At 36.0% G+C, this 24576-nt stretch carries 13 protein-coding genes; 11 read left to right on the forward strand and 2 right to left on the reverse strand.

Annotation, left to right across the window (positions count from 1 at the left end; translation table 11 throughout):
• Positions 1 to 10: 10 nt before the first annotated feature.
• The 9 genes from J2Y60_RS17120 (at position 11) to J2Y60_RS17160 (ending at position 15461) form a co-directional block, all read left to right on the forward strand.
• On the forward strand, positions 11 to 664 hold the full coding sequence (locus tag J2Y60_RS17120; RefSeq protein WP_309920757.1) for a pyridoxamine 5'-phosphate oxidase family protein: 654 nt from the start codon (positions 11 to 13) through the stop codon (positions 662 to 664).
• 214 nt (positions 665 to 878) lie between these two features.
• Positions 879 to 1400: a DinB family protein gene (locus tag J2Y60_RS17125; RefSeq protein ID WP_309920753.1), complete on the forward strand. Its 522-nt coding sequence runs from the start codon at positions 879 to 881 to the stop codon at positions 1398 to 1400.
• A 99-nt stretch (positions 1401 to 1499) separates the two neighbouring features.
• Positions 1500 to 2681: a hypothetical protein gene (locus J2Y60_RS17130; RefSeq protein ID WP_309920750.1), complete on the forward strand. Its 1182-nt coding sequence runs from the start codon at positions 1500 to 1502 to the stop codon at positions 2679 to 2681.
• Positions 2674 to 4611, forward strand: coding sequence for a hypothetical protein (locus J2Y60_RS17135; protein WP_309920746.1), 1938 nt, complete (start codon positions 2674 to 2676; stop codon positions 4609 to 4611). The genes J2Y60_RS17130 and J2Y60_RS17135 overlap by 8 nt, the downstream gene beginning before the upstream one ends.
• Positions 4612 to 4746: 135 nt before the next feature.
• Entirely contained in the window at positions 4747 to 5340 is a 594-nt protein-coding gene (locus J2Y60_RS17140; protein ID WP_309920743.1) for a sigma-70 family RNA polymerase sigma factor, read from the forward strand.
• Between the two features lie 199 nt (positions 5341 to 5539).
• A complete protein-coding gene (locus J2Y60_RS17145) occupies positions 5540 to 6658 on the forward strand; it encodes a FecR family protein (protein ID WP_309920738.1) in 1119 nt (372 codons plus the stop codon).
• Between the two features lie 199 nt (positions 6659 to 6857).
• Positions 6858 to 10169: a TonB-dependent receptor gene (locus tag J2Y60_RS17150; RefSeq protein WP_309920736.1), complete on the forward strand. Its 3312-nt coding sequence runs from the start codon at positions 6858 to 6860 to the stop codon at positions 10167 to 10169.
• 11 nt (positions 10170 to 10180) lie between these two features.
• Complete coding sequence (locus J2Y60_RS17155; protein ID WP_309920734.1) at positions 10181 to 11821, forward strand: RagB/SusD family nutrient uptake outer membrane protein; 1641 nt, start codon at positions 10181 to 10183, stop codon at positions 11819 to 11821.
• 274 nt (positions 11822 to 12095) lie between these two features.
• Complete coding sequence (locus J2Y60_RS17160) at positions 12096 to 15461, forward strand: VCBS repeat-containing protein (protein WP_309920731.1); 3366 nt, start codon at positions 12096 to 12098, stop codon at positions 15459 to 15461.
• Positions 15462 to 15466: 5 nt separating this feature from the next.
• Here the strand turns inward: J2Y60_RS17160 and J2Y60_RS17165 are convergent, their stop codons facing one another.
• Positions 15467 to 16699, reverse strand: a complete 1233-nt coding sequence (locus tag J2Y60_RS17165; RefSeq protein ID WP_309920728.1) for an alkaline phosphatase family protein — start codon at positions 16697 to 16699, stop codon at positions 15467 to 15469.
• Between the two features lie 381 nt (positions 16700 to 17080).
• Between J2Y60_RS17165 and J2Y60_RS17170 the strand changes: the two genes are divergently transcribed.
• A complete protein-coding gene (locus J2Y60_RS17170) occupies positions 17081 to 18070 on the forward strand; it encodes a sterol desaturase family protein (protein ID WP_309920725.1) in 990 nt (329 codons plus the stop codon).
• A 231-nt stretch (positions 18071 to 18301) separates the two neighbouring features.
• Here the strand turns inward: J2Y60_RS17170 and J2Y60_RS17175 are convergent, their stop codons facing one another.
• Positions 18302 to 19942, reverse strand: a complete 1641-nt coding sequence (locus tag J2Y60_RS17175; protein ID WP_309920722.1) for a M28 family metallopeptidase — start codon at positions 19940 to 19942, stop codon at positions 18302 to 18304.
• Between the two features lie 716 nt (positions 19943 to 20658).
• On the opposite strand from J2Y60_RS17175, the gene rpoB reads away from it, so the two are divergent.
• The gene (rpoB, locus tag J2Y60_RS17180) at positions 20659 to 24519 is read left to right on the forward strand and encodes a DNA-directed RNA polymerase subunit beta (RefSeq protein ID WP_309921116.1); all 3861 of its coding nucleotides are present in this window, start codon (positions 20659 to 20661) and stop codon (positions 24517 to 24519) included.
• Positions 24520 to 24576: the final 57 nt, after the last annotated feature.

A 24576-nucleotide genomic window follows, 5' to 3' on the forward strand; every position in this document is an offset into this window, starting at 1 on the left:
AATTAAAAATATGGCAACATTACCAATTACCGAAAGAACAAAAATTAGTCGTGCAGCAAAAAAAGGCGATTATACAGAAGAAACTATCCATAGTATTTTAGATGAAGGGCTTTTCTGCCATGTATCTTATGTAGAAAGAGAAACACCCATGTGTATTCCGACAGGCTATGGTCGTATCGGCAATACATTATATATTCATGGTTCAGTGGGAAGCCATTTTATGCGTGCCATTGCCGATGGCAGAACCGTTTGTATTAGTGTATCTTTGATTGATGGATTAGTATTAGCAAGGTCAGCTTTTAGCCACTCCGTCAATTATCGTTCTGTAATTATGTTTGCCCCAGGAACGGTGGTTACAGACGAAACCGAGCGATGGGATGCATTAGTAGCTATTACAGAACAATTTATTGCAGGGCGTTGGGATAATGTTCGTCTGCCCACTAAAAGTGAAATGCAGAAAACAATGATTATTTCATTTCCTTTAGAAGAAGCTTCAGCAAAAACAAGAACAGGACCACCCAATGATGATGATGAAGATTATGATTTTCCTGTTTGGGCAGGGGTTTTACCTTTAAAATTACAGGCACAAAATCCTATTCCCGATCCAAAAATGCAATTTGATTTACCAGTTCCAGAATACATCAGTAAATTAGTTGTGAGTTAGTGAGTTTTTAAATTGTGAATTAGTGAGTTGTGATTGAGTGATTAAATATTGAGTCAATTAACTTTAGTATTATTTATTAAAAATTGATTTACTTAATCACAATTCATTAATTTTTTAGCTTTGTCAATTCTTTAAGAGTTGACAAAGCTAAGGTTAACACTATATTTATTTCACAATCACTAACTCACTCATTCACTCAATCACAACTAGTAACATGCAAATCCTACCTCCATCACCCGAAGAAAATTTTGGTCTTTTTAGTAATTATATCAATAAAGTAAATACCCTCGAATTACTAAAAGGACTAGAAGACAACCAATCAATACTGATTCAAAAGATGCTTTCTTTAGATGAAGCAACCTTAAATTATCAATATCAGCCTAACAAATGGACTATCAAAGAAGTGGTAGGACACGTGATTGATACAGAAAGAATCTTTGCTTACCGTGCTTTACGCTTTGCCCGTCAAGACAATACTCCTTTGGCTGGTTATGATGAAGTATTATATGGTGATACTTCTAATGCTGGTCAAAGAACCATTCAAGATTTACTAGAAGAATTTACGGCTGTCCGCAAAGCTACTATTACTTTGTTCAAAAGTTTCAATGGAAAAATGCTTGAAGAGAGGGGCGTAGCTAGTAGTTTTACTATTTCCGTACGTGGTTTAGGTTATGCTATTTTAGGACATTGTACGCATCATTTGCAGATTATTGATGAGCGATATTTGAAGCGTTAGTTATCTAACTCTTCAAATACTTAATTTTCCTTTAAATATAGTGTTTTTATTTTGCAATAAAAAAAATGCAATATATATTTGCAATAAAAAAAATGCAAAATGAAATTAAGCATTGGCAAAACTGCAACTGGTGATGATTTCTTCTTAAGAGATGATATTGTAGCCGAAATTTACGAAGCCCTTAACGAAAGTGATAGCCTATTGCTTTCTGCTCCTAGGCGTGTGGGTAAAACTTCTATTATCCACCATATTAAAGATAATCCCACAGAGGAATATTATTGTGTGTATGTTGATACAGAAGATGTTACAGATAGTCAAACCTTTTTTAAGGTATTGCTGAAAGCTATTTTTGATATTGAAAACAAAAGTCGTTACCAAAAAAGTATTGAAAAAGCAGGAAAGAAAATCAAGGGATTTTTGAGTAGTATTGATAACATTGATGTTGGTGGTTTCTTTTCAATAGATTTCAATGAAAAAGCCAATGAAAGCATTGATTATTATGAGAAGTTTAAAGACTTTTTAGAAAAAGTTGATTTGGATAATCGTAAAATATTATTGATGGTTGATGAGTTTCCAGTAACGATTGAGCATATCAAAGATGAACAAGGAGAAAACGCTGCTAGAAACTTTCTAAAACAAAACCGTGCAATCAGACAAAATAATAAATACAATCAAAAAATAAAGTTTATCTACACAGGTTCAATCGGGTTGCTTTCGGTTGTTAAAAAACTGGATGCAACCGCAGATATTAATGATATTTTATCGTATAAACTTCGTCCACTTTCTTTAGGAGAAGGTTTAGAATTAGCTCAAAAACTCCTTAATACTTACCAAATACAAGCCAACGAAGAAAATTTAAAATACCTGCTTCAACAAAAAATAGAGTGGCTTATTCCTTTTCATATTCAACTATCTATCAAAGAAATTCGTGATTTGTATCGCCTAGAAGCCAAAGAGGTGAATAAAGCTTTTATAGATCAAGCCTTCAACGAACTTATTTTGAATGGGGGTATTTATCTAGACCATTATCGAGGACGCTTGAGCAAGGTTTTCAATCGAAATGAATTAACGTTAGTCCATGAAATTTTAAAGAAATTAACCGAAAATCAATCTGTTAATGAATTGGAATTGTATGATTTAGCGGTAAAAAATCATCTTGAAAGCTCCTTTAAAAATATCTTGCTTACACTTGAATACGATGGATATATCGTAGAGCTTGTAGGAAAAAAATGGCGGTTTTATTCTCCAATTCTTAAACAATGGTGGTCGAAAAATGTCTGATAGAAAACATACTTACTTATTTAACCCTCCACAGAAAGACCCCAAAATACTGAAAGCAGAATTTGTGGTTAGGACGGCTATTTTTGAGCAAATCTTTGCTGATATTCAGTCGGATACCATGCAGAAACCACCCCAGCATTATATGCTTTTGGGGCAAAGAGGCATGGGCAAAACTACCATGCTTTTAAGGTTAAAGTATGCTATTGAAGATGACGCAACCCTCAACACATGGCTTTTACCCATTGTTTTTAATGAGGAACAATATTCTATGCCCGATTTGGCTTCCTTTTTTGAGCATATAGCAAAGCTTCTTGCCGAAGACCATCCTCAGTATGAAAAACTGTTGGATACTATGCGAGTACACGAATACGAGGAGGATTATGAGCAAAAAGCATACGAGATTCTTGTAGCATGTTTAAAAGAAAATCAGCAAAAAATCATTGTTTTCCATGATAATTTCGGGCAGTTTTTGGAGAAAATAGGTAAGATTTCGACCCATCGTTTGCGGAATATTTTGATGAATTCATCAGAAATTCGCTTAGTGGGAGCATCGGCAACTTTGCTTGAACATACGTCTAATTACAATAAGCCTTTTTATGATTTCTTTTATCAAATTCGCCTTAAAGGAATGAATGTTGATGAAACAATTTTGCTCTTTGAAAGGCTAGCTGAAAACGAAGGGAAAACAGCAATATTTGCTGAAATACTGAAAACTGAACGTGCACGCATAGATGTGATGCGAAAGCTGTCAGGTGGGGTTATTCGTACGATGGTAATGCTTTTTGATGTTTTTATTGATAATGAAAAGCAGGATAGTTTTAAAGATTTAGAAGCGATTTTAGATAGAGTAACACCTCTTTATAAGCATCGCATGGACGATTTGAAACCGCAGCAACAACTCATTGTAGATGCAGTAGCAAAAGCTTGGGATGCCGTAACGGTAAGTGAAATTGCTGAGATAGCTCGTGCTGATAGACAAGGCTTAAAAACCAACCAAATATCTGCCCAATTAAAGCAATTGGTTGATAACCAAATTATTGAAATTGAGCCACGCACCAAAGGGCGTATAAATTTATACCGTTTGCAAGAACGTTTTTTTAATATTTGGTATTTGATGAGATTTGCTAGAAAACAAAAAAACAGAATAGTTTGGTTTGTTAAATTTTTAGAGGACAGTTGTGGAAAAGAAAGGATTTTAACGATTTTAGGTAGCTTTTTTGAAAAATTTAGGAATGGTACTATTTCAGATAATAGTGCTTATGATTGGTTTAACTCTTTTCTAATGTTAAAAGATGAGTTTTTATCAACAGATGATAAGTTATTAGTACTTGGGTTTGGTTATATGATTGCAGATGAAAAACAAAATGAAGAAATAAAAACATTCCTCAAAAGTAAAGAAAAAGAATTAACAAGTCAGATAGACAAAAGTGAGGAAAGCAAGACAAGTATTTTTTTAGAACCAGTTAATAAAAGTGTTGCTACAATTATTATAATTGGTCTGATTTTGATTTGGCTATATTCTAATAATAAAATACTTAATCAAAATAAACAAGAATATAAAAAACTATTTGAAAAGTATGCTGATGAGGATTTAATAAATATTTTAATGTATTTGGTCGAAAACAAAATAGATGAATCATTAAAGTTGTTTAATAAAAAAAATATAGAGAATAATCTTTCAGATGAATTTTTGCAAGAGTTTTTTCTAATTCTCCTATCAAAAAAACAATATCACTCAGCCTACCAATTCTTTAGTGAAAGTTCGAGAGAAGCTAATTTTAAAGACCGCTTAAAACCAATTTACTTTTTAACGATGGAATATTTAAAAGATGAATATCCAAACGAGTATTTGAAAGCAGGTGAGGAATACAGAGAAACAATTGAGGAATTAAAGACAAGAGTAAAATGGTTTGAAGGACATCTGAATTAAAGATTGAAGTATTTTTTCAAGAGTATTTTCTGCTACCACAATACCTTTAATATTCGTAAAACCAACTACATAATAACACAAAGTATTGTTATTTTTAGATATTGTTGGTTATTTCGTGTAAATATTGCTTGAAAAATGACCAACCCCATTAAAAGTACACAACTATCGCAAGAACAATTGCTCTGGAATCATTTCAGAGCAGGTGATGAAGTGGCTTTTACACAATTATCTAAGCAGTATTATAAAACGTTGGTGCATTATGGCAGAAAGTTTACATCTAACAATCAAATCATTGAAGATGCTATTCAAGACCTATTGATAAAACTATGGATTCGCCGTGCTTCACTTAACGAAGTAGAATCTGTAAAGTTTTATTTATTGAGGGCTTTCAGAAACCAACTTTTCAAAACCTTACAACTCTTCAAGGCTGTGCCTTTAGAAGATGATTTTAACGATATTCATGTGGAGGATTCTTCCGAAATATCTTTTATTGCCGAAGAGTCCTCAAAAAGTATCAATAGCAAAGTATCGTCTTCCTTAAAACAGTTGCCAGAAAGGCAACGCGAAATCCTGTACCTTCGATTTTACCAAGACCTTCGGGTGGAGGAAATCGCTCAATTACTTCAAATAAAACCACAGTCTGTCAGTAATACCATCCAGAGAGCTTTAGCCACTATTCGCGAAAACTGGGAACTTGTATTGCTACTATTCTGCTGGTTGACTTTCTAATATTTTATTTCCTCCCTCATTATATCTCATTGTAATAGCATTTAAAATAGGTTTTTAGCAAACCGAAAGGCTTGATAATTAGCGAAATATGAATCCAAAAAAGAGATTTGTATAATTTTATTAAAAAATTGTCTTTTTTGTGAGTATCCAATGCCCTCTTTTGGGATGTTAGCATTAGAACAGCTATTTCAAGCATTTTATGATAACTAATAAAGAATTTCAAGAGCTATTGGAAAATCCAAGTTTCAGGACTTGGGTATTTGATAGAAATTCACAAGATGGTGCTTACTGGACATCTTGGATAGCAGCAGATATAGATAGAAAGGAACTAGTAGAACATGCCCGAGATTTCTTAATGTCGATTCAAGGGGAAGCTGTTGATTTGGAAGACCAGTATATCGATTCTCAGATTCAGAAAGCAATCACAGAAGCTAAAAAACAAGAGCATTTACCAGAAGAAGAAGTAGAAATAACCGAAGTGGTTCCGCTTTGGAGAAGATATTGGGCAGTAGCAGCATCTATTATCGTATTGATAGGCATAAGTTGGTTTTTCTTGAATAAAAATGAAGGAAAACAAGAATATGCCCTCTATCAAAAACAGACCTCTGATGCAAAGGCGAATAGTGAACTTGTGGAGGTGATTAATGATGGAGAAAAAAGCAAGCTGGTACAGTTGCCCGATGGGAGCTCCATTGTGCTACAAAAAGATAGTCGATTAAGCTATCAGAAAACATTTAATGGTACCAAAAGAGAAGTTTATTTAATAGGGGAAGCCTTTTTTGAAGTAGCCAAAAATCCTGAACGTCCCTTTTTTGTATATGCCAATGAGTTGATTACCAAGGTGCTAGGGACAAGCTTTACCATAAAGGCTTTTGGGAAAGACCAAGATATAAGAGTCATTGTAAAAACGGGGAAAGTATCTGTTTTTACCCAACATGATGAAAGCGCTTCACAGCTTAAAAACAATAGAGAACTAACGGGAATGGTTTTAACGGCTAATCAACAGGCTATCTACCAACGTCAGGAAATCAGGCTAGTGAAAGCTATTGTGGATAATCCTGTGATATTAACATTGCCTATTGAAAACCAAAAGTTTGAATTTAATGCAACCCCTATTTCAGAGGTATTTAGCATCCTTGAAAAATCGTATGGTGTAGATATTGTTTATGATGAAGAAGTAATGTCTAAATGTAGCATTACAGCAAAACTTGGTGATGAACCTCTTTTTGAAAAACTAAAATGGATTTGTTCGATTACGGAGGCTAGCTATGAGGTTTCAGATGGGCAAATTATTATTTCTGGTAAATCTTGCAAGTAATTTAATATGAGTACTACATAATCAATAAAAAAGGTGAACAATGTTGACGCATCGTTCACCTAAAATGTCCCCTTCGCTTTGCTTCGACACAAACATCCAGAAATGGATGAGGGGATTCCTTTGCCAATTCTTTCCAACTAACAAATTATTCAAAAGTATGAAAAAAAAGTTGCCATCGTATCAAATTTTACGAAAAATCATGAAAATCAGTTTACTGCAAATCGCTTTATCTGTTTTGTGCATGAGCTTCTCATTTGCTCATGATACTAAAGCTCAAGATTTGTTGAACAAGAAAGTGACACTCCATTTGAAAAAGAATGAAGTAGAGGATGTTTTACAAAAAATTGAAAAGTTAGTGGGAATCAATTTTATGTATAGTCCCGAGTTGATTGAATCAAAAAGAAAGGTTTCAATTGATGCAGAAGGAAAACCACTTTCTGAGGTTTTGACTGACTTTTTATCTCCATTAAGTATTAATTATGAAGTATCAGGACAGCAAATTCTTTTAAAAAGAAAAAACGAAGTTCCCTCAGAAAACAAAATCAGTACCGCCCAAGAGTCCGAAAAAATTGAGGATGTAATAACGGGTACTGTCACGGATGATAAGGGGGAAGCACTTGTTGGAGTAAGTATTTTAATAAAAGGAACAAGCAGAGGAACTACTACCGACCCAAGTGGAAAATTCAAATTGTCGATTCCCAATGAACAAGCCGTTTTGGTATTTACTTCTGTGGGATATTTAAAAAGCGAAGTTGTTGTTGGCAAGCAAACTTCACTGAATGTAGTTTTAAAGGCAGATATTGGCAATCTTGATGAAGTAATTGTAGTAGGTTATGGTACACAAAAGAAAAGTGAAATTTCTGGGGCAGTATCTGTCGTAACACCCAAAGAAATAAGTCAGAATCCTTCCCCAAACCTTAGTAATTCATTAGTTGGACAAACCGCAGGGCTTATCGCTACGCAACGTTCAGGGGAACCGGGCAAAGATGCTTCTAATATTTATATCAGGGGTATTGGTACTACAGGAGATGCTTCACCAATCTTTGTTATTGATGGAATTGTGCGTTCTTCTAGCGACTTTGCTCAGTTAAATTCTAGTGAAATACAGTCTTTCTCTATCTTGAAAGATGCCGCAAGTGCTGCTGTTTTTGGGATTCGTGCGGGTAACGGTGTAATTCTTGTGACTACCAAAAGAGGTGCGGAAGGAAAAATGCAAATCAATTTTTCTTCTAACATAGGGGTACAAGAAAGAACCAGAAACCCTCAATTTCTGAATTCATACGAATTTGCATCATTATATAATGAAGCTTTGGCTAATGAAGGAAAATCTCCACTTTATACCGAAGACGACTTACAAAAGTATCGCACGCATTCAAGTCCTGATACACATCCAGATTCCGATTGGTTTTCTGTATTGAAAAAAAGTGCTTTAATGCGTAGTTACAACCTATCAGCTTCAGGCGGGTCGGATAAAATACGCTATGCTACTTCCTTTGGTTATTTAAAACAAGAGGGTATCATTCCTTCAAACGTATTCGATAGATACAATTTTAGAACTAATATTGATGCTAATGTTACCAGTACTACCAAGCTATCATTTGATATTTCTGGTAGAGATGAAAAAACTAATAATGTGGCATCAACAGAGGTATTTCGTTGGATGTCTGGAACGCCACCCAATAGAGCACCCATTCAATGGTCGAACGGACAGTATTCTAATGGTCCGTCTTATTTAACATTACCTGATAATGGATACAGAAAAACTGGCATACAGTCGTTCAGAGGCAGAATAGAATTAGAGCAACAATTGCCATTTATACCTGGTCTATCAATAAAAGGAATAGCAGCTTATGACAAAACTTTTACGGCAGATAAAAACTGGACTTTTACTAAAATTCCATTTTATAGCAGAAACCCAGACGGAACTTTTGTAGAAGGAGCAAAGGGTGCTAGTTTGTTGGAACAAAGAAATTATGATGACCAATCGGTAACATTAGAAACACACTTGAACTACAAAAAGACGATTGGATTAAGTGCATTATCAGGGTTATTATTATATACACAAACAAAACAATCATGGAATTCATTATGGGCATCCAGAGATGGCTATAATTTAGGGATTGATGAGCTGAATTTTGGTGCAGCCGCCAACCGTAACAATAGTGGTTATTCGGGAAGTAGTGGAAGACAAGGGATTGTAGGTAGATTTAACTGGTCTTATGACGACAAATATACGATTGAAGGTAGTTTTAGAGCCGATGGTTCAGAGCAGTTTGCTAAAGGAAAACGTTGGGGCTTTTTCCCTTCAGTTTCGCTAGGGTATGTAATATCGCAAGAGTCATTCTTGAAAGAATCTTCAACAATTGATTACTTAAAGATTCGTGGTTCTTACGGTATTTTAGGAAACGACCGTTTGGGTAGCCAAAGATTCCTTTATTTACAATCTTACTATGTAAATAGTTCAGCCGTTTTTGGTAATGGAAGCGTACAACCGGGTATTGATGAAGGTCGTTTGTCTAATCCAGATGTAACATGGGAAACTGTTAAAAAACTTAATATTGGTGTTGACGGAACGTTTTGGAAAGGTAAATTGACGACCAGTGTCGACTATTTCTTTGATAAAAGAAGTGATATTCTAGCAGATAGAAACCTTTCAGTGCCGGGTCTTTTGGGTATTGGATTACCGATTGAAAACCTCGCTAAAGTTAATAATGGAGGGATTGAAATAACCGTAGGTCATAAGAATAGAGTAAACAAAGATTTGCGTTATTCGATGAGTGGAAACTTCACTTTTGTGAAAAATAAAATTATTTTCATTGATGAAGCTGATTCAGAAAATCCAAACATCAAGAGAACAGGTCAGCCGCTTAATACGCAATTTGGACTTAGAGCGATAGGAATATTCCAAACGCAACAAGAAGTTGACAATGCACCAACCCAAATAGGAAAGACGGCCCCTGGCGATATTCGTTTTGAAGACATCAACAAAGATGGTAAAATAAACGACCTAGATAGAGTACCTATCGGAAAATCTAATACGCCAGAAATTATTTTTGGGTATAACGGTAACGTGCAATACAAAAACTTTGAATTTTCATTCCTATTTCAAGGAGCTACCAATGTTAACCAATATTATGCAGGCGAAGGTGCATGGCCATTTTTTGTAGGGGCGGGTGCTTTGCAATCAAATTTGGATCGTTGGACGCCAACAAACCCTAATGCCAGTGAGCCACGTGTACTAATTGATGTGAGCAACCTTAACCACAGTGAATCTTCATTCTGGATGAAAGATGCCTCGTATATACGTCTTAAAAATATAGAATTGGCGTATAATCTTCCTGTAGATAAATTAAAGCAAAAATTCATTAAAGGCTTACGCATTTATGTCAATGCCAATAACATAGCTACGTGGTCGAAGATAAAAAATTATGACCCTGAAAATGCAAGTGGTAGAGGGTGGGATTACCCACAATTCAGAATATGGAATGCAGGAGTAAACTTTAAATTTTAGAAGACATCAAGATGAATATAATTATTAAAAATACAATATTACGTCAATGTACGCTAGTGGCGTGCATCTCAATACTTTTAGGTTGTGATAGCGGTATCTTAGACCAAGTGCCTAAAGATTCGCTTACAGAAGAAACCGTTTGGACTGACCCACAAGGAGCAACACAGTTTGTTAATGCCATTTACGGGCGAATGCCTTCAGGCTTTGACCGCAACTACCAAGGCTGGGCTAAGGGGCTTTATTTATTAGATGGTGTTTCGGATGATGGCGAAGTGTGTATGCCTTGGACGCATTCTAACGAGTTACAATCGGGTAATTTTTTGCCTTCTGGAACTCCTTGGGGTGAAACATGGGGTGATTATTATGCCTTAGTCAGAAAAACAAATGTTGCCTTAGAGAACCTTGGTAGACTAAAAGATGAAACCCTTAGGAATCGTCTTATGGGTGAAACCTATTTTTTAAGAGGATTTATTTATCATGAACTTTTGAGATTATACGGACAGAAATCTACAGGTAGCGAACCAACAGGAGTGCCATTAATCAGTAAAAGCTTGACACTTAATGATAATTTTCAATTACCGAGAGCTACTTATGACCAAGTGGTTGATTTTATCTTAAGCGATATGGATAAGGCGGCTTCATTATTACCTAAAAAAGGAGCTATTGAAGCAGGTAGAGCAACATCAGGGGCGGCGAATGCGTTAAAAAGTCGTGTGTTATTATATGCCGAACGTTGGGCTGCTGCGGCAGATGCTGCTAATAAAGTAATTAATACAGACTATACGTTGTTTAGTGATTATAGAACATTATTTCTTGTAAAGAACAATAACGAAGTAATATTTGCGAAGAAATTTCAAGCACCTGATAAAGTTCATTATGGACTGAATAACGGATTTGACGTTGTGAATACACCGCCTTCATTCAAAGGAGGTAGTGATGCGGGATGGGGTGGTAATGTACCTACTCAGAATTTCGTAGACTCTTACGAGATGATTGATGGAAAGTCTCAAACTACTTCTCCTTTATATAAACCAACTGATCCTTATACAAATCTTGACCCTCGTTTTGAAGCAACAGTAGTACATAATGGTTCTACTTTCCGTGGAAAAGTAATAGAATTGTTCCCTGGTGGAGGAGATGTGACTGGTAAGCCTGAAGATACAAAAACAGGGTATATCCTGCGTAAATTTCATGAGGAACAATATGTTATTTATACAAAAAGTAGTGACCAAGATTGGATTTTTATGAGATATGCAGAGGTTTTGTTAAATTATGCAGAAGCTAAAAATGAAGCGTCTGGTCCTGATGCTACGGTATATAATGCCATCAACGCTATCAGAAAAAGAGCAGGTATGCCAGATTTAGAAACAGGACTTTCAAAAGAACAAATGCGTGCTAAAATCAGAAATGAGCGTAGAATAGAGCTAGCCTTCGAAGAACACAGATTCTTTGATATTCGTCGATGGAAAATAGCTGAAAGCTTATTGAATGGGCCTTTGTATGGGATGAAAGTAACTAAAACTGGTAATACCCTTACTTATACAAAGTATGCTTTTGAAACACGAAGTTTCCCATCTAAATTATATGTGTTACCGATTCCACAATCTGAAATAGATAAAAACCCAGCGGCTAAACAAATAGCTGGTTGGTAATTATTTCAATGAAGCTGTTTGAATTTTCCGTTTCTGAGGTGAAAGTATTGTATTTTTGAATTGATTTTTTCAAAATTTGCGAGGCATAGCATCGCTACGCTGAGAAAATGTTGAAACAAGCTATTCTAAAAGACTTAGTTTAACCCGAAAGGGAAAGTTTAAACAGCTTCAATGTTTTAATAGTTGAATTTATTTAATCAAAGAGGTTATTAAGGACTAACATGCTATAAAGTTAATTCTTGATAACCTCTTTCAATATTCTGGCTTTTTCATCATGATACAGCGACTACTTCTTTTGTCAGTACTTTTTCTTTTTTATGCTTGCAAATCGTCCTCAGACGAAGCCTTGTTTCATCTGATAAAACCCGAAGATTCGGGAATAACGTTTGTGAATGAAATTCAAGAAAATGAACAATTAAATGTATTAGAATATCAGTATTTATACAATGGTAGTGGAGTTGCTATCGGCGATGTAAATAATGATGGACTACCTGATATTTATTTTTCAGGAAATATGGTTTCGAATAAACTATATCTCAACAAAGGGAAATCAGATAAAGCAGCTTTTCAGTTTGAAGACGTGACAGATATTGCAGGGGTGGCTGGTAGAAAAAAATGGAAAACAGGCGTGACAATGGTTGATATCAATGCCGATGGAAAGCTTGATATTTATGTTTGTTACTCAGGGTCGGGTACTGACGAAGACCGAAGAAATGAACTGTATATCAATACTGGAAGCAAAATTGGTGTTCCCACTTTTGTGGAAAGTGCGGCAAAGTATGGCTTAGATGCCGTTGGTACATTTACCACACAGGTGGCTTTTTTTGATATGGACCATGATGGCGACCTTGATATGTTTATGGTCAATCATGCAGATATGTTTTATAATGCTTTTTTTAATACTGAAAAGCTACGAAAAACGAGACATCCTAAATTTGGGAATAGGCTATACAGAAACGACAAGGGATATTTTACAGATATAAGCGACGAAGCAGGGATTAATGGAAGTGGTTTGAACTTTGGGTTGAGTGTTGCCATTGGCGATGTAAACAATGATGGTTGGGCGGATTTGTACGTAACCAACGATTATAACGAACAAGATTTTTTATACCTAAACCTTAAAAATGGACATTTCTCAGAGACATTGAAGAAAAGCATTGGGCATATTTCTAAGTTTTCGATGGGGTCGGATATTGTTGATTTCAATAATGACCAAAATGCTGATATTGTAACATTAGATATGCTTCCAGAGGATAATCGTAGGCAGAAACTATTAAAAGGACCAGATGAATACGATACCTATCAATTACTAGTAGATAGTGGTTTTCATCATCAGAATATGCGCAATATGTTGCAGATGAATGTTGGCAATAATAGCGAAGGCATCCCACTATTTAGTGAAATAGGGCAACTAGCAGGAGTGTCTAATACCGATTGGAGTTGGAGTCCGCTAGTGTGTGATTTAGATAATGATGGTAACAAAGATTTATACATTACCAATGGCTATTTACGAGATTTCACTAGCATGGATTTCTTGAAATATACGTATCAGGAAGAAGTAAATAAAGCCAAAGCACTGGGGCAAAAAATTAATACTTGGGAGTTGATTAAAAAGATGTCGAGTACCAAAATTAGTAATTATTGCTTTTTGAACAGAAACAGTAAAGAAGGCTTGGTCTTTCAAAATATAACAGAAAAATGGGGTTTGTCTGAACCCTCTATTAGCACAGGTGCTGCTTATGCTGATTTAGACAACGATGGAGACTTAGATTTGGTTGTCAGCAACAGCAATTCGCCCGCTATGGTTTATGAGAATCGTAGCAGACAAGTTTCAACCAATCATTATATTAAACTGCATTTGAGGGATAGCGGAGGGAATCATTTTGGATTAGGTGCAAAAGTGATACTGAAAACCGTGCATTCAACCCAAATGCAGGAAATGTATCCTTCACACGGCTTTCAGAGCACAGTTGAGCCATCATTACATTTTGGATTAGGAAAGGATACAACAATAAAATCAATAGAAATATATTGGGCTAATGGAAAAAAAACGCAACTGAATAATATTAAGGCTGATACAGCTATCACTATTCATAGCAATACGGCTAGGATTAATAACCAGAAAGTTCAGACTCCTGCCTTTTGGTTTGCTGATAATTCAACCTCAGCAGGTTTTTCATATACGCATCAAGAAATGCCTTATGTCGATTTCAAGCATCAATCACTCTTACTTTATCAGATTTCTAAACAAGGGCCATTTATGGCTAAAGGGGATGTAAATGGAGATGGGTTAGAAGATGTTTTTGTAGGAGGAAACCAAGTGCATTCAGGGGAGTTATACCTGCAAAATGCTAGTGGAGGCTTTCGGCGAAGTGCTGCTCAACCTTGGGAGAAAGAAACATTGTCCAAAGATATGGGGATGAGCTTTTTGGATGCTGATAAGGATGGAGACCTAGATTTATTTATTGCAAGAGGAGGAACAGAATTCGATGCGCATCATGAAGTGTATCAAGACCAATTGTATATCAACAATGGCAAAGGCATTTTTACTAAAGCTGAAAAAACATTGCCAGATTTGACAAGTAACGGAAGTTGTGTAGCAGTAGCAGATTATGATAAAGATGGAGATATTGATGTTTTTGTAGGAGGACGCTCTATGCCAAATAGTTTTCCTGAGGCTGACTATTGTTATTTACTAAGGAATGAGAGCAAAAATGGAAATATTAAATTTCAGTATGCATCTGAACAAAAAGAGCAAACATTAAGGCAACCCGGCATTGTGAATACCGCTTCGTGGACAGACATTAACCATGATGGGTGGTTAGATTTAATTATTGCAGGAGAATTTATGCCCATTACTATCTATGAAAATCATAAAGGACAGTTGGTGAATGCTACAGCCAAGTATGGATTAGAAAATACTGATGGTTTTTGGACAAAGCTAACAATAGAAGACATGGATAACGATGGCGATTTGGATATGATAGCAGGAAATTTAGGTCAAAATACCCAATTCAAAGCCTCTGAAAAAGAACCGTTGAGCCTCTGTTATGGCGATTTTGACCAGAATGGCACCATTGAACCACTGATTTGCTATTATATTCAAGGAAAAAGTTATCCTTTGGCTTCGCTTGATGAGTTGGCTAATCAAATGCCTTCGGTTCGTAAGAAATTCCTGAAGTATCAAGAATATGCGGATGCAACGTTAGAGAAATTACTATCTCCAGAACAACTCAAAGATGCTAAAACATTAAAGATTAATACCCTCAGCACAACCTATTTTGAAAATACAGGTAACGGAAAATTTGTGGCGAGAACCTTACCTTTAGCAGCTCAAGCTTCGTTGGTGACAAGTATCATGATAGATGATTTTAATCATGATGGAAATAAAGACATTATAGTAGCTGGTAATTTTTATCCTTGGCGTGTTCAATTAGGAAGGAATGATGCCTCAATAGGTTCGGTTTTGTTAGGCAATGGTCATGGAACATTTACCTCAATCCCTTATCAAACTTCGGGCTTGAGTATTAATGGTGATGTCAGAGATTTGATGGTGGTTAAATCAGCCAATCAATCAAAAAACATGATTTTTACTAGAAATACTGGAAAACTTGGAGTTTTAAAACAGTTGGTGAAGTAAGAAACTTACTTCACCAATACCCAGCGATTTACAGTATTATATCGTCCTTCTATCAATATTTTGTAGATGGACGATTTTTTTGTACTCACATCAATTTTCAAGGATTCTTTCGCTGTTGGTACAGTATCAATTAATTCATAAATATCTTTTCCGCCCTCTTCAAAATGATTACTTGTACTCAGCCATATTTTTACTTCTCCTTTTTTCTCCAAAGCTTTCCAACTAATTTGTAAACTATCATTCGCTAAAACAGCATTTGGATTGGCCACTGAAACTGGATTGATTAATGCTACACCATCCATTTCAACTAGATTTTCTTTCGGAATTTCTAAACCCATAAAACGAGCAATCGTAGGCAGAATATCCACAATGGCAGGCTGATTCTCCTGAAAATAATTGTTCAGTTTTGGTGCATTTGTTGCTATCCATGTAGTACGTTCTCTGTCTGATTGCCCTCCATGATTTTTGCCTGTTTTGGCATCTCTTCCGTGGTCAGTAGTAATCACGATTAGCCAATCTTCTTTGAAGTTCTTCTTTCTATATTCAATAGCCTCCCATACTTTGCCGATTTGGTTATCTACATAGCCTAATGCTTTAGTAAATTGCTCGCTATCACCATATTTATGTCCCATATCGTCGGAATATTCTAAATATACCCACGAAAGGTCTGGAGCATTTTCCTTAATAGTTTTAGCTGCTTCATCACTTACTTTCTCATCAATTTTATGAATGTATTCACTTTGTTTATCGTGTGGATAAGTAAGCGTATCTAATTCATAACCATCGGCCACAAAATCCATTTTGATGTTACCTGCATCTGCTAAAGATTCGCCAATGAGTTTGGTTCTATTATCTAGCCAAGTAGAGAAAACCCCTATTTTTTTGGTTGGATATTGGCTTTTCAATAATCTAAAGATGTTCCAATAATGATAATTGGGCTTTTTTATATCGTTACCCCAAACATTGTGTTTATTTACCCACGTACTTGTTAGCAAACTATTGTAACCCACTGCCGAAATAGTTGGTGTTTGTGAATATTGCCCTTTATCACCACCTACATAAGCTCTTTTATAGGCTCCGATGGTACTAATTTTCTTCAAATTGGGCATATCGGCTTTTTCAATCGCATCGGCCGGAATGCCATCTACAATCATAAAAACTACTTTTTTAGCAGTTTTCTGTGAAAAAACAGTGGAAGAAAAAATCAGGAAAGTAAAAAGAATTTGAAAAGTTTTCATGGTTTTATTTTAGTTGTCTCTTTGTTAATGAATTCAAAGTTATTAGCCTACAAAATTCCATTTTCTTCCTCAAAACGCTATCATTATCTGTTTTATTTAATTGTTAATAAGCTGTGAGGTTTTAGATGTCGGATTTCGGCAATCAGATTTCGGATTTTAGAATAGCTTTGCTTTATTCAATTTAAAATCACTAAATCTTCAATCACTCATTCCCTCAATAAACAAATCCCTACAAATCAGTAGAGTATTTATTTACGGTATTTATATTTTCGCTTTTATTGATGAGACAAAAACTAAAAATACTCATAGTATGAAGAGACTACAGCTTATCAACAAATAATCACTAAATCACTCATTCACAATTCACTCATTAACTTATCTATGGAATTTTTAGAAACACTTTATCAAGAAATTGTTGGCTTTTTTAGTTTCAATGGACTTGTCGAAATTATTAAATCAGGTAATTATCAAGCATTACTTACGCAAGATGGTATTGGTAAAGCTTTAGGACCATTGATTCCCGTATTGTTATTCATTGAAATTATTCGTGCTTTATTCTATCGCCGACTTACTTTTCATCAATACAAAATTTCCTTTTTTACCTATGTTTTCAATCGGTTTATCTCTCGATTTATCTCGATTGGCATGGTTGGGGTGTGTATTGCTTTGTTTGAGCCTTATGCAGTTTTTAAATCTGAATTTACTTGGTATTGGTTTATTTATGGCTATATAGTGTGGGAGTTTGCCCATTTTATCTATCATTTTCTAGGACATAAAGTCCGCCTTTTCTGGTGTCTGCACTCTACACATCACGCACCCGAATACATGAATTTGTCAGTGACTTATACACACTTTTTTCTGGAAGCTCCTTATGCCGATATTATTCGGACAACTATCTGTATTTTATTAGGTGTAAATCCTCCCTTATTGTTTCTCATCATGTTTATTGATGGTACATGGGGAGCTTTTATCCATGTAGGTGAGAATATTATGCATGACGGTCGTTTGGGTTTTTTGAATAAAATCATTCTTACACCTTCACACCACAGAGTACACCATGCCAAAAACCCTATATATATGGATACTAATTTTTGTAATCTATTGAATATTTGGGACAAAGCTTTTGGTACGCTGCAAGACGAAAAAGAAGAGGAAGTGATAGAATATGGTATTAGCAGACCAATGAAATCTGGCGATTTTTTAGATGCTTATTTCGGAGAAATTACTTTATTGGTGAAAGATGTTTATCAAGCCCCGAGCCTAAAAGCTAAGGTTTTGTATATTTTTATGCCTCCAGGTTGGCATCATTCAGGCAATCATAAAACAGCGAAGCTTGTGAAGAAAGAGTATTTTGATAGTGTTAAGGTTTGAGTTTTGAGCAGAGAGCTACAAGCTTTTTGCCTGCTATTTCATGTCTTTAGACATGAAACCACAAATAATAATACTTCGCAAAATATGGGAGTATTTTGATAGTGTTGAGAGGTAATATTTACAATACTCATGGCATGACTGACATTTTATTGTTTATTCTGAAAACAACTTGATAGTCATGCCATGAGTATAATATTAAAGCTCAAGGCTCAAGGCTTAAAGCTAAAAACCCTACTTCCCAAATTTCCCTCCAAAGAAATCACCTTTATTCCAAGTAGGAGCGACGCTATCGTTGGCAACAAAATAGCCAATCAAGAAATTTAGTTTTACATGAGTAGCGGCAGCTTGGAAGTCGAAAGGCTGACTCATATCATCTTGTGGTGTATGGTACGTGGTAGTTCGCCATGCCACATCCGATTTACTTCTGTCAATCGTATCCGTTGGTACTGTCATAAATCCACTTTTGATAAATAAGGCAGGAATACCCTTTTTGATAAAGCTAAAATGGTCACTTCTTACAAAAACCACTTGTTCTGGGAAAGGGTCTGGACTCACTTTTAATTTAAGTATTTCCGTGGCTTGCTTTACTTGTTTTGAAAGGCTTGAATGTTGTGCTCCATAAGGAACAACATCTAACACAGGATGGAAGAAAAAAGGCATATCAATGGCTAAGTTTGCTACAATTTTGCCATCTTTTATCGGCGCATTTGTGGCAAAATAATCAGAACCTAACAAGCCATATTCTTCACCCGTAACTACTGTAATAATTATTGAACGCTTAGGTGCTTTGGGTAAAGAACGATAGGCATGGGCGATTTCTAAGAGGATTGAAACCCCTGAAGCATTATCGTGCGCACCATTATAAATAGAATCATTTTTTACAGGTGCACCAATACCAAAATGGTCAAGATGGGCGGCGTACACTACATATTCATCCTTAAGTTTTGGGTCGCTTCCTTCGATAAGTCCTACTAAATTTGAGCCTTGTACAAATTGATAAGCTGTTTTTACTTTGATTTTGGCACTAACATTTAAAGGGAAAGATTGTACTTTTCCTGCTTTGGCATTGCTGTAAATCTCGTCTGTTTTTTTGTCAGTATTACTAAATAGCTTTTCAGCATGTTCGGTGTTAAAAAAGATTACACCTTTTAATTCAGGAAAACCATCTTTGGCTATATTGTTGTCATCCAGCCATTTAAAAGAGCCTTGTTTTGCACGACGGACAGTGGCATCCCACGTAGTTCTTTTGTCAGTAGGAAGGTTAAATGAAATTACGCCAACCGCACCACGCTTGATAGCTTCGTTAGATTTAACGGTATTGTTGGTAAAATAGGCTCTTTCATTTGAGGGGAAAGTTTCTGGAGCACCATTGAGTATCACTACGATTTTACCTTTTACATCAATGTTTTGATAATCGTCATAATTCATTTCGGGTGCATGTACCCCAAAGCCCACAAAAACTAAAGGGGCTTCAATCTCAGAGGCTTCATTAATAAAGTTTGGACTAGCAATAAAGTGCTTGCCATAATCTAACGTTTCTTCTTTCCCATTGATAACCAAACTCAAACCACTTGCTTTGTCATTGACTATGCCTTTTCTAAGGGGTACTTTTTGAATATATGAATTGCCATTGATGACAGGCTTCAAACCCAAAGCCATAAATTCTGTTTCAATATATTTTGATGCTAAAGCGAAACCTTTTGTTCCGGGCTGACGACCTTCTAATAAATCATCGGCGAGGTACGTCATTGTGGCTTTAATAGCATCGGGATTAATCGCTTGAAGGGCTTGTTTGGGAACAGATTGCCCAAAAATGAAGGATTGTGAAGATAGAAATAGGAGGGAAATCCCTGTTATTAAGTTTTTTTTCATGTTGATGAATTATTGAGTGATTTAGTGAATATGTGATTTAGTGATTGATAATCGATGAATGGATGATTGACTTAAAGTTGTTTAGTTTAAGATGAGATAGATAAAATAAAAACTCAACCTTTTCTATTAGCTGGTGACTTAAGTCGCCAGCTAATAGAAAGATATCAATATTACAAGTACACAAAAAGCTCATTGCTCACAGCTTAAAGCTCACAGCTTTTTTACAAAAATACTTAACAAAGCCAGAGTTCATAGTGCTTTAAAATTTTTCTTTGTTGCTTTAATTTAAAAATCTATAGGCGATAGAAAGATATTTTTGAGATAGTAGAAAAATTCACAAATTTTCTTGTCTAATCCCTTGATAATCAAATTAAAATCTGTACTTTTGCAAGCTAGTTGAAACTCGACGAAATCTCTTAGCGTTTCAATAAAAGTTGTTATTTCCGAGACACATCCTTTTTTCGTAGGAAGAATGCAAGGGAAATGATTTACTCACTTCTACGAGGCTCCATTTTTTACTTACGCTAATTTGCTGTAAGTCATTGATTTAAAGATTTTTTAGATATGTTTTTATTCGGAATTGAAAGGTATTTCAATGCAAAATTTTCTAGTTTGATGTTCCATTGTTGAACACCAAAGACTTTTTTATTGACCTTATTTTACCGATTAAGAAATATCATATTGTAAACTTCAAAACAGTAACAGCCTTGACACAGATGACAAAAACGGGCAGAATTTCTTTTGCCAAAGTCAAAAACTTACTCGAATACCCAGATTTCTTGGATATTCAGGTTAAGTCGTTTCAGGATTTCTTCCAGTTGGAAACCGCAGCGGAGAATCGTACTGACGAAGGTCTTTTCAAAGTATTTGCTGAGAACTTCCCAATTGCCGATTCTCGTGAAAACTTTGTCCTTCACTTTATTGATTACTCAGTAGATCCACCGAAATACTCTGTTGATGAGTGTATCGACCGTGGTCTGACGTATTCAGTACCTTTGAAAGCAAAGTTGCGCCTTATCTGTAATGATACAGACAACGAAGATTTCGAAACTATCGAACAGGAAGTGTTCTTAGGGAATATCCCTTACATGACTGAACGTGGTTCATTCGTAATTAATGGTGCTGAACGTGTAATCGTATCTCAATTACACCGTTCGCCAGGTGTGTTCTTCTCTCAGAGTCGTCACACAAATGGTACTAAATTATATTCAGCACGTATTATCCCATTCAAAGGTTCTTGGATTGAATTTGCTACAGACGTTAACAACGTAATGTATGCTTATATCGACCGTAAGAAGAAGTTTCCAGTAACTACGCTTTTGCGTGCTATTGGTTATGGTTCTGATAAAGACATTTTAGATTTATTTGGCCTTTCTGAAGAAATCAAAGTTGATCGTGCTAACTTGAATAAAGCTGTTGGTCGCCGTTTGGCTGCTAGGGTTTTAAGAACTTGGCAAGAAGATTTCGTAGATGAGGATACTGGTGAAGTAGTTTCTATCGACCGTAACGAAGTATTATTAGAACGTGATTCTACGATTACTTCTGACGATATCGATACAATCATTGATGCTGATTTAGACACTATCATTCTTCATAAAGAAGATATGAACGTGAACGATTATAACATCATCTATAATACTTTACAGAAAGATTCATCTAACTCAGAAAAAGAAGCGGTTGAGCAAATTTACCGTCAGTTGCGTAATACAGAAGCACCTGATGAGCAAACAGCTCGTGATATTATCCAAAACTTGTTCTTCTCTGACAAACGTTATGATTTAGGTGAAGTAGGTCGTTATAGAATCAACAAGAAATTGGGTCATGATATTCCGATGGAAACAAAAGTATTAACGAAAGCAGATATTATCTCTATCGTGAAATACCTAATCGGATTGATTAACTCAAAAGCACTAATTGATGATATTGACCACTTGTCTAACCGTCGTGTTCGTACAGTAGGGGAACAATTATATGCACAGTTTGGTGTTGGTTTGGCTCGTATGGCTCGTACTATCAAAGAACGTATGAACGTTCGTGATAACGAAGACTTCAAGCCAGTTGATTTGATTAATGCTCGTACACTTTCGTCAGTAATCAACTCATTCTTCGGTACTAACCAGCTTTCACAATTTATGGATCAGACCAACCCATTGGCTGAGATTACGCACAAGCGTCGTCTTTCAGCACTTGGGCCAGGAGGTTTATCTCGTGAACGTGCAGGTTTTGAGGTTCGTGACGTTCACTATACGCACTACGGTCGTTTGTGTACTATCGAAACACCAGAAGGACCAAATATCGGTTTGATTTCATCACTTTGTGTGCATGCTAAAATCAACTCGATGGGCTTTATCGAAACTCCTTATCGTACGATTGAAGACGGTAAAGTGAAAATCGATGAGATTACATTCTTTACTGCTGAAGAAGAAGATGGCAAAAACATCGTACAGGCGAATGCTCGTTATGATGAAGATGGCGTATTTACTTCTAATCGTGTAAAAGCTCGTTTTGAAGGTGACTTCCCACTAGTAGATCCTAAAGAGGCTCAATTAATGGATATTGCACCAAACCAGATTGTATCGGTAGCGGCTTCTTTGATTCCTTTCTTGGAACATGATGATGCCAACCGTGCCTTGATGGGTTCAAACATGCAACGTCAGGCTGTACCATTGTTACGTCCTGAAAATCCAATTGTAGGTACTGGCTTAGAAGCAAGCGTTGCTTTAGATTCACGTACTTTAGTAGTTGCTGAAGCTGATGGTGTAATTGAATATGTAGACAGTATCAAAATCGTAGTAAAATACGATATGTCGCCAGAAGAATATTTAGTAAGTTTTGACGGAGATACGAAGGAATATAAATTAATTAAATTCCGTAGAACCAACCAAGATACTACTATCAACTTAAAGCCAATCGTTCGTAAAGGACAGCGCGTTTCAAAAGGACAAGCTCTTTGTGAAGGATATGCTACTCAGCAAGGAGAATTAGCACTTGGTCGTAACATGAAAGTGGCCTTCATGCCATGGCAAGGTTACAACTTCGAGGATGCTATTGTAATTTCTGAGAAAGTTGTTCGTGATGATATCTTTACTTCTATTCACATTGAAGAATTTGAATTGGAAGTACGTGATACAAAACGTGGTGAGGAAGAATTAACAGCGGAAATCCCGAACGTAGCAGAAGAAACTGTGAAAAACTTGGATGAAAGCGGTGTGATTCGTGTAGGTTCTGAAGTAAAAGAAGGAGATATCTTGATTGGTAAGATTACACCAAAAGGAGAATCTGACCCTACTCCAGAAGAAAAATTACTACGTGCTATCTTCGGTGATAAAGCAGGTGATGTGAAAGATGCTTCTAAAAAAGCACCTCCATCATTGAAAGGCGTTGTAATTGATACAAAACTTTTCAGTCGCCCTAAGAAAGATAAAGATGAGCGCGAGAAAGCTAAGAAAGAAATCGCTGGACTTTCAAAACAATTATCTAAAGATTTGACTGCCATCCGTGCAATGATGATTGGTAAGATGATTGAATTGTTAGAAGGTAAAATTTCTGGTGGTATCAAGCATAAATTCGGAACGGTAATTATTGAAGCAGGAACGAAATTGACTGGTCGTATGATCGAGGAAGCATTGTTCCCAGCTAAAAACTTATACCGTGACGATAGTTCATATAGCGTACCTGAAGAAGCTAACTTATTAGCTGATTTAATTCTTGAAAATGCTACTGAAGAATCTGAAATCAACATCTTGTTGTTACAAATGGTGAAAAACTATAACGTTCGTCGTAACGAAGTAGTAGGTCGCTACAAACGTGAGAAGTTTGTTTTAGAAGTAGGAGATGAATTACCAGCAGGTATCGTGAAATTGGCGAAAGTATATATCGCTAAGAAACGTAAGTTGAAAGTAGGTGATAAGATGGCGGGTCGTCACGGTAACAAAGGGGTAGTTGCCCGTATTGTACGTGATGAAGATATGCCATTCTTGGAAGACGGAACACCAGTTGAAATCGTGTTGAACCCACTAGGGGTACCTTCACGTATGAACATCGGTCAGATTTATGAAACCGTATTAGCATGGGCAGGAGAAAAACTTGGTCGTAAATACGCTTCACCAATTTTCGACGGTGGTACTGAAGCAGAAGTGGCACAAGAATTAGCAGAAGCAGGCTTACCAGCATGGGGACGTACTTACTTATACAATGGTTTAACAGGCGAAATGTTTGACCAACCAGTAACAGTAGGTATTATCTATATGTTGAAATTAGGTCACTTAGTTGATGATAAAATGCACGCTCGTTCAATCGGACCATACTCATTAATTACACAACAACCGTTGGGTGGTAAAGCTCAATTTGGTGGTCAGCGTTTTGGTGAAATGGAGGTTTGGGCATTAGAAGCCTTCGGTGCTGCTAATATCTTGCAAGAAATCTTAACGGTGAAATCTGATGACGTGATTGGTAGAGCTAAGGCCTACGAAGCTATCGTTAAAGGAGAAAGCATGCCAAAACCAGGTATTCCAGAATCATTCAACGTATTGATTCACGAATTAAGAGGTTTAGCATTAGAGATTACGTTAGAGTAATAGATAGATTGGCACACGAGCAATTGTGTGCCAATTAAAAATAATCATGTAAAGGTC

The organism is Arcicella sp. BE140 (genome assembly GCF_031456255.1).
Classification (GTDB): Bacteria; Bacteroidota; Bacteroidia; order Cytophagales; family Spirosomataceae; genus Arcicella; species Arcicella aquatica.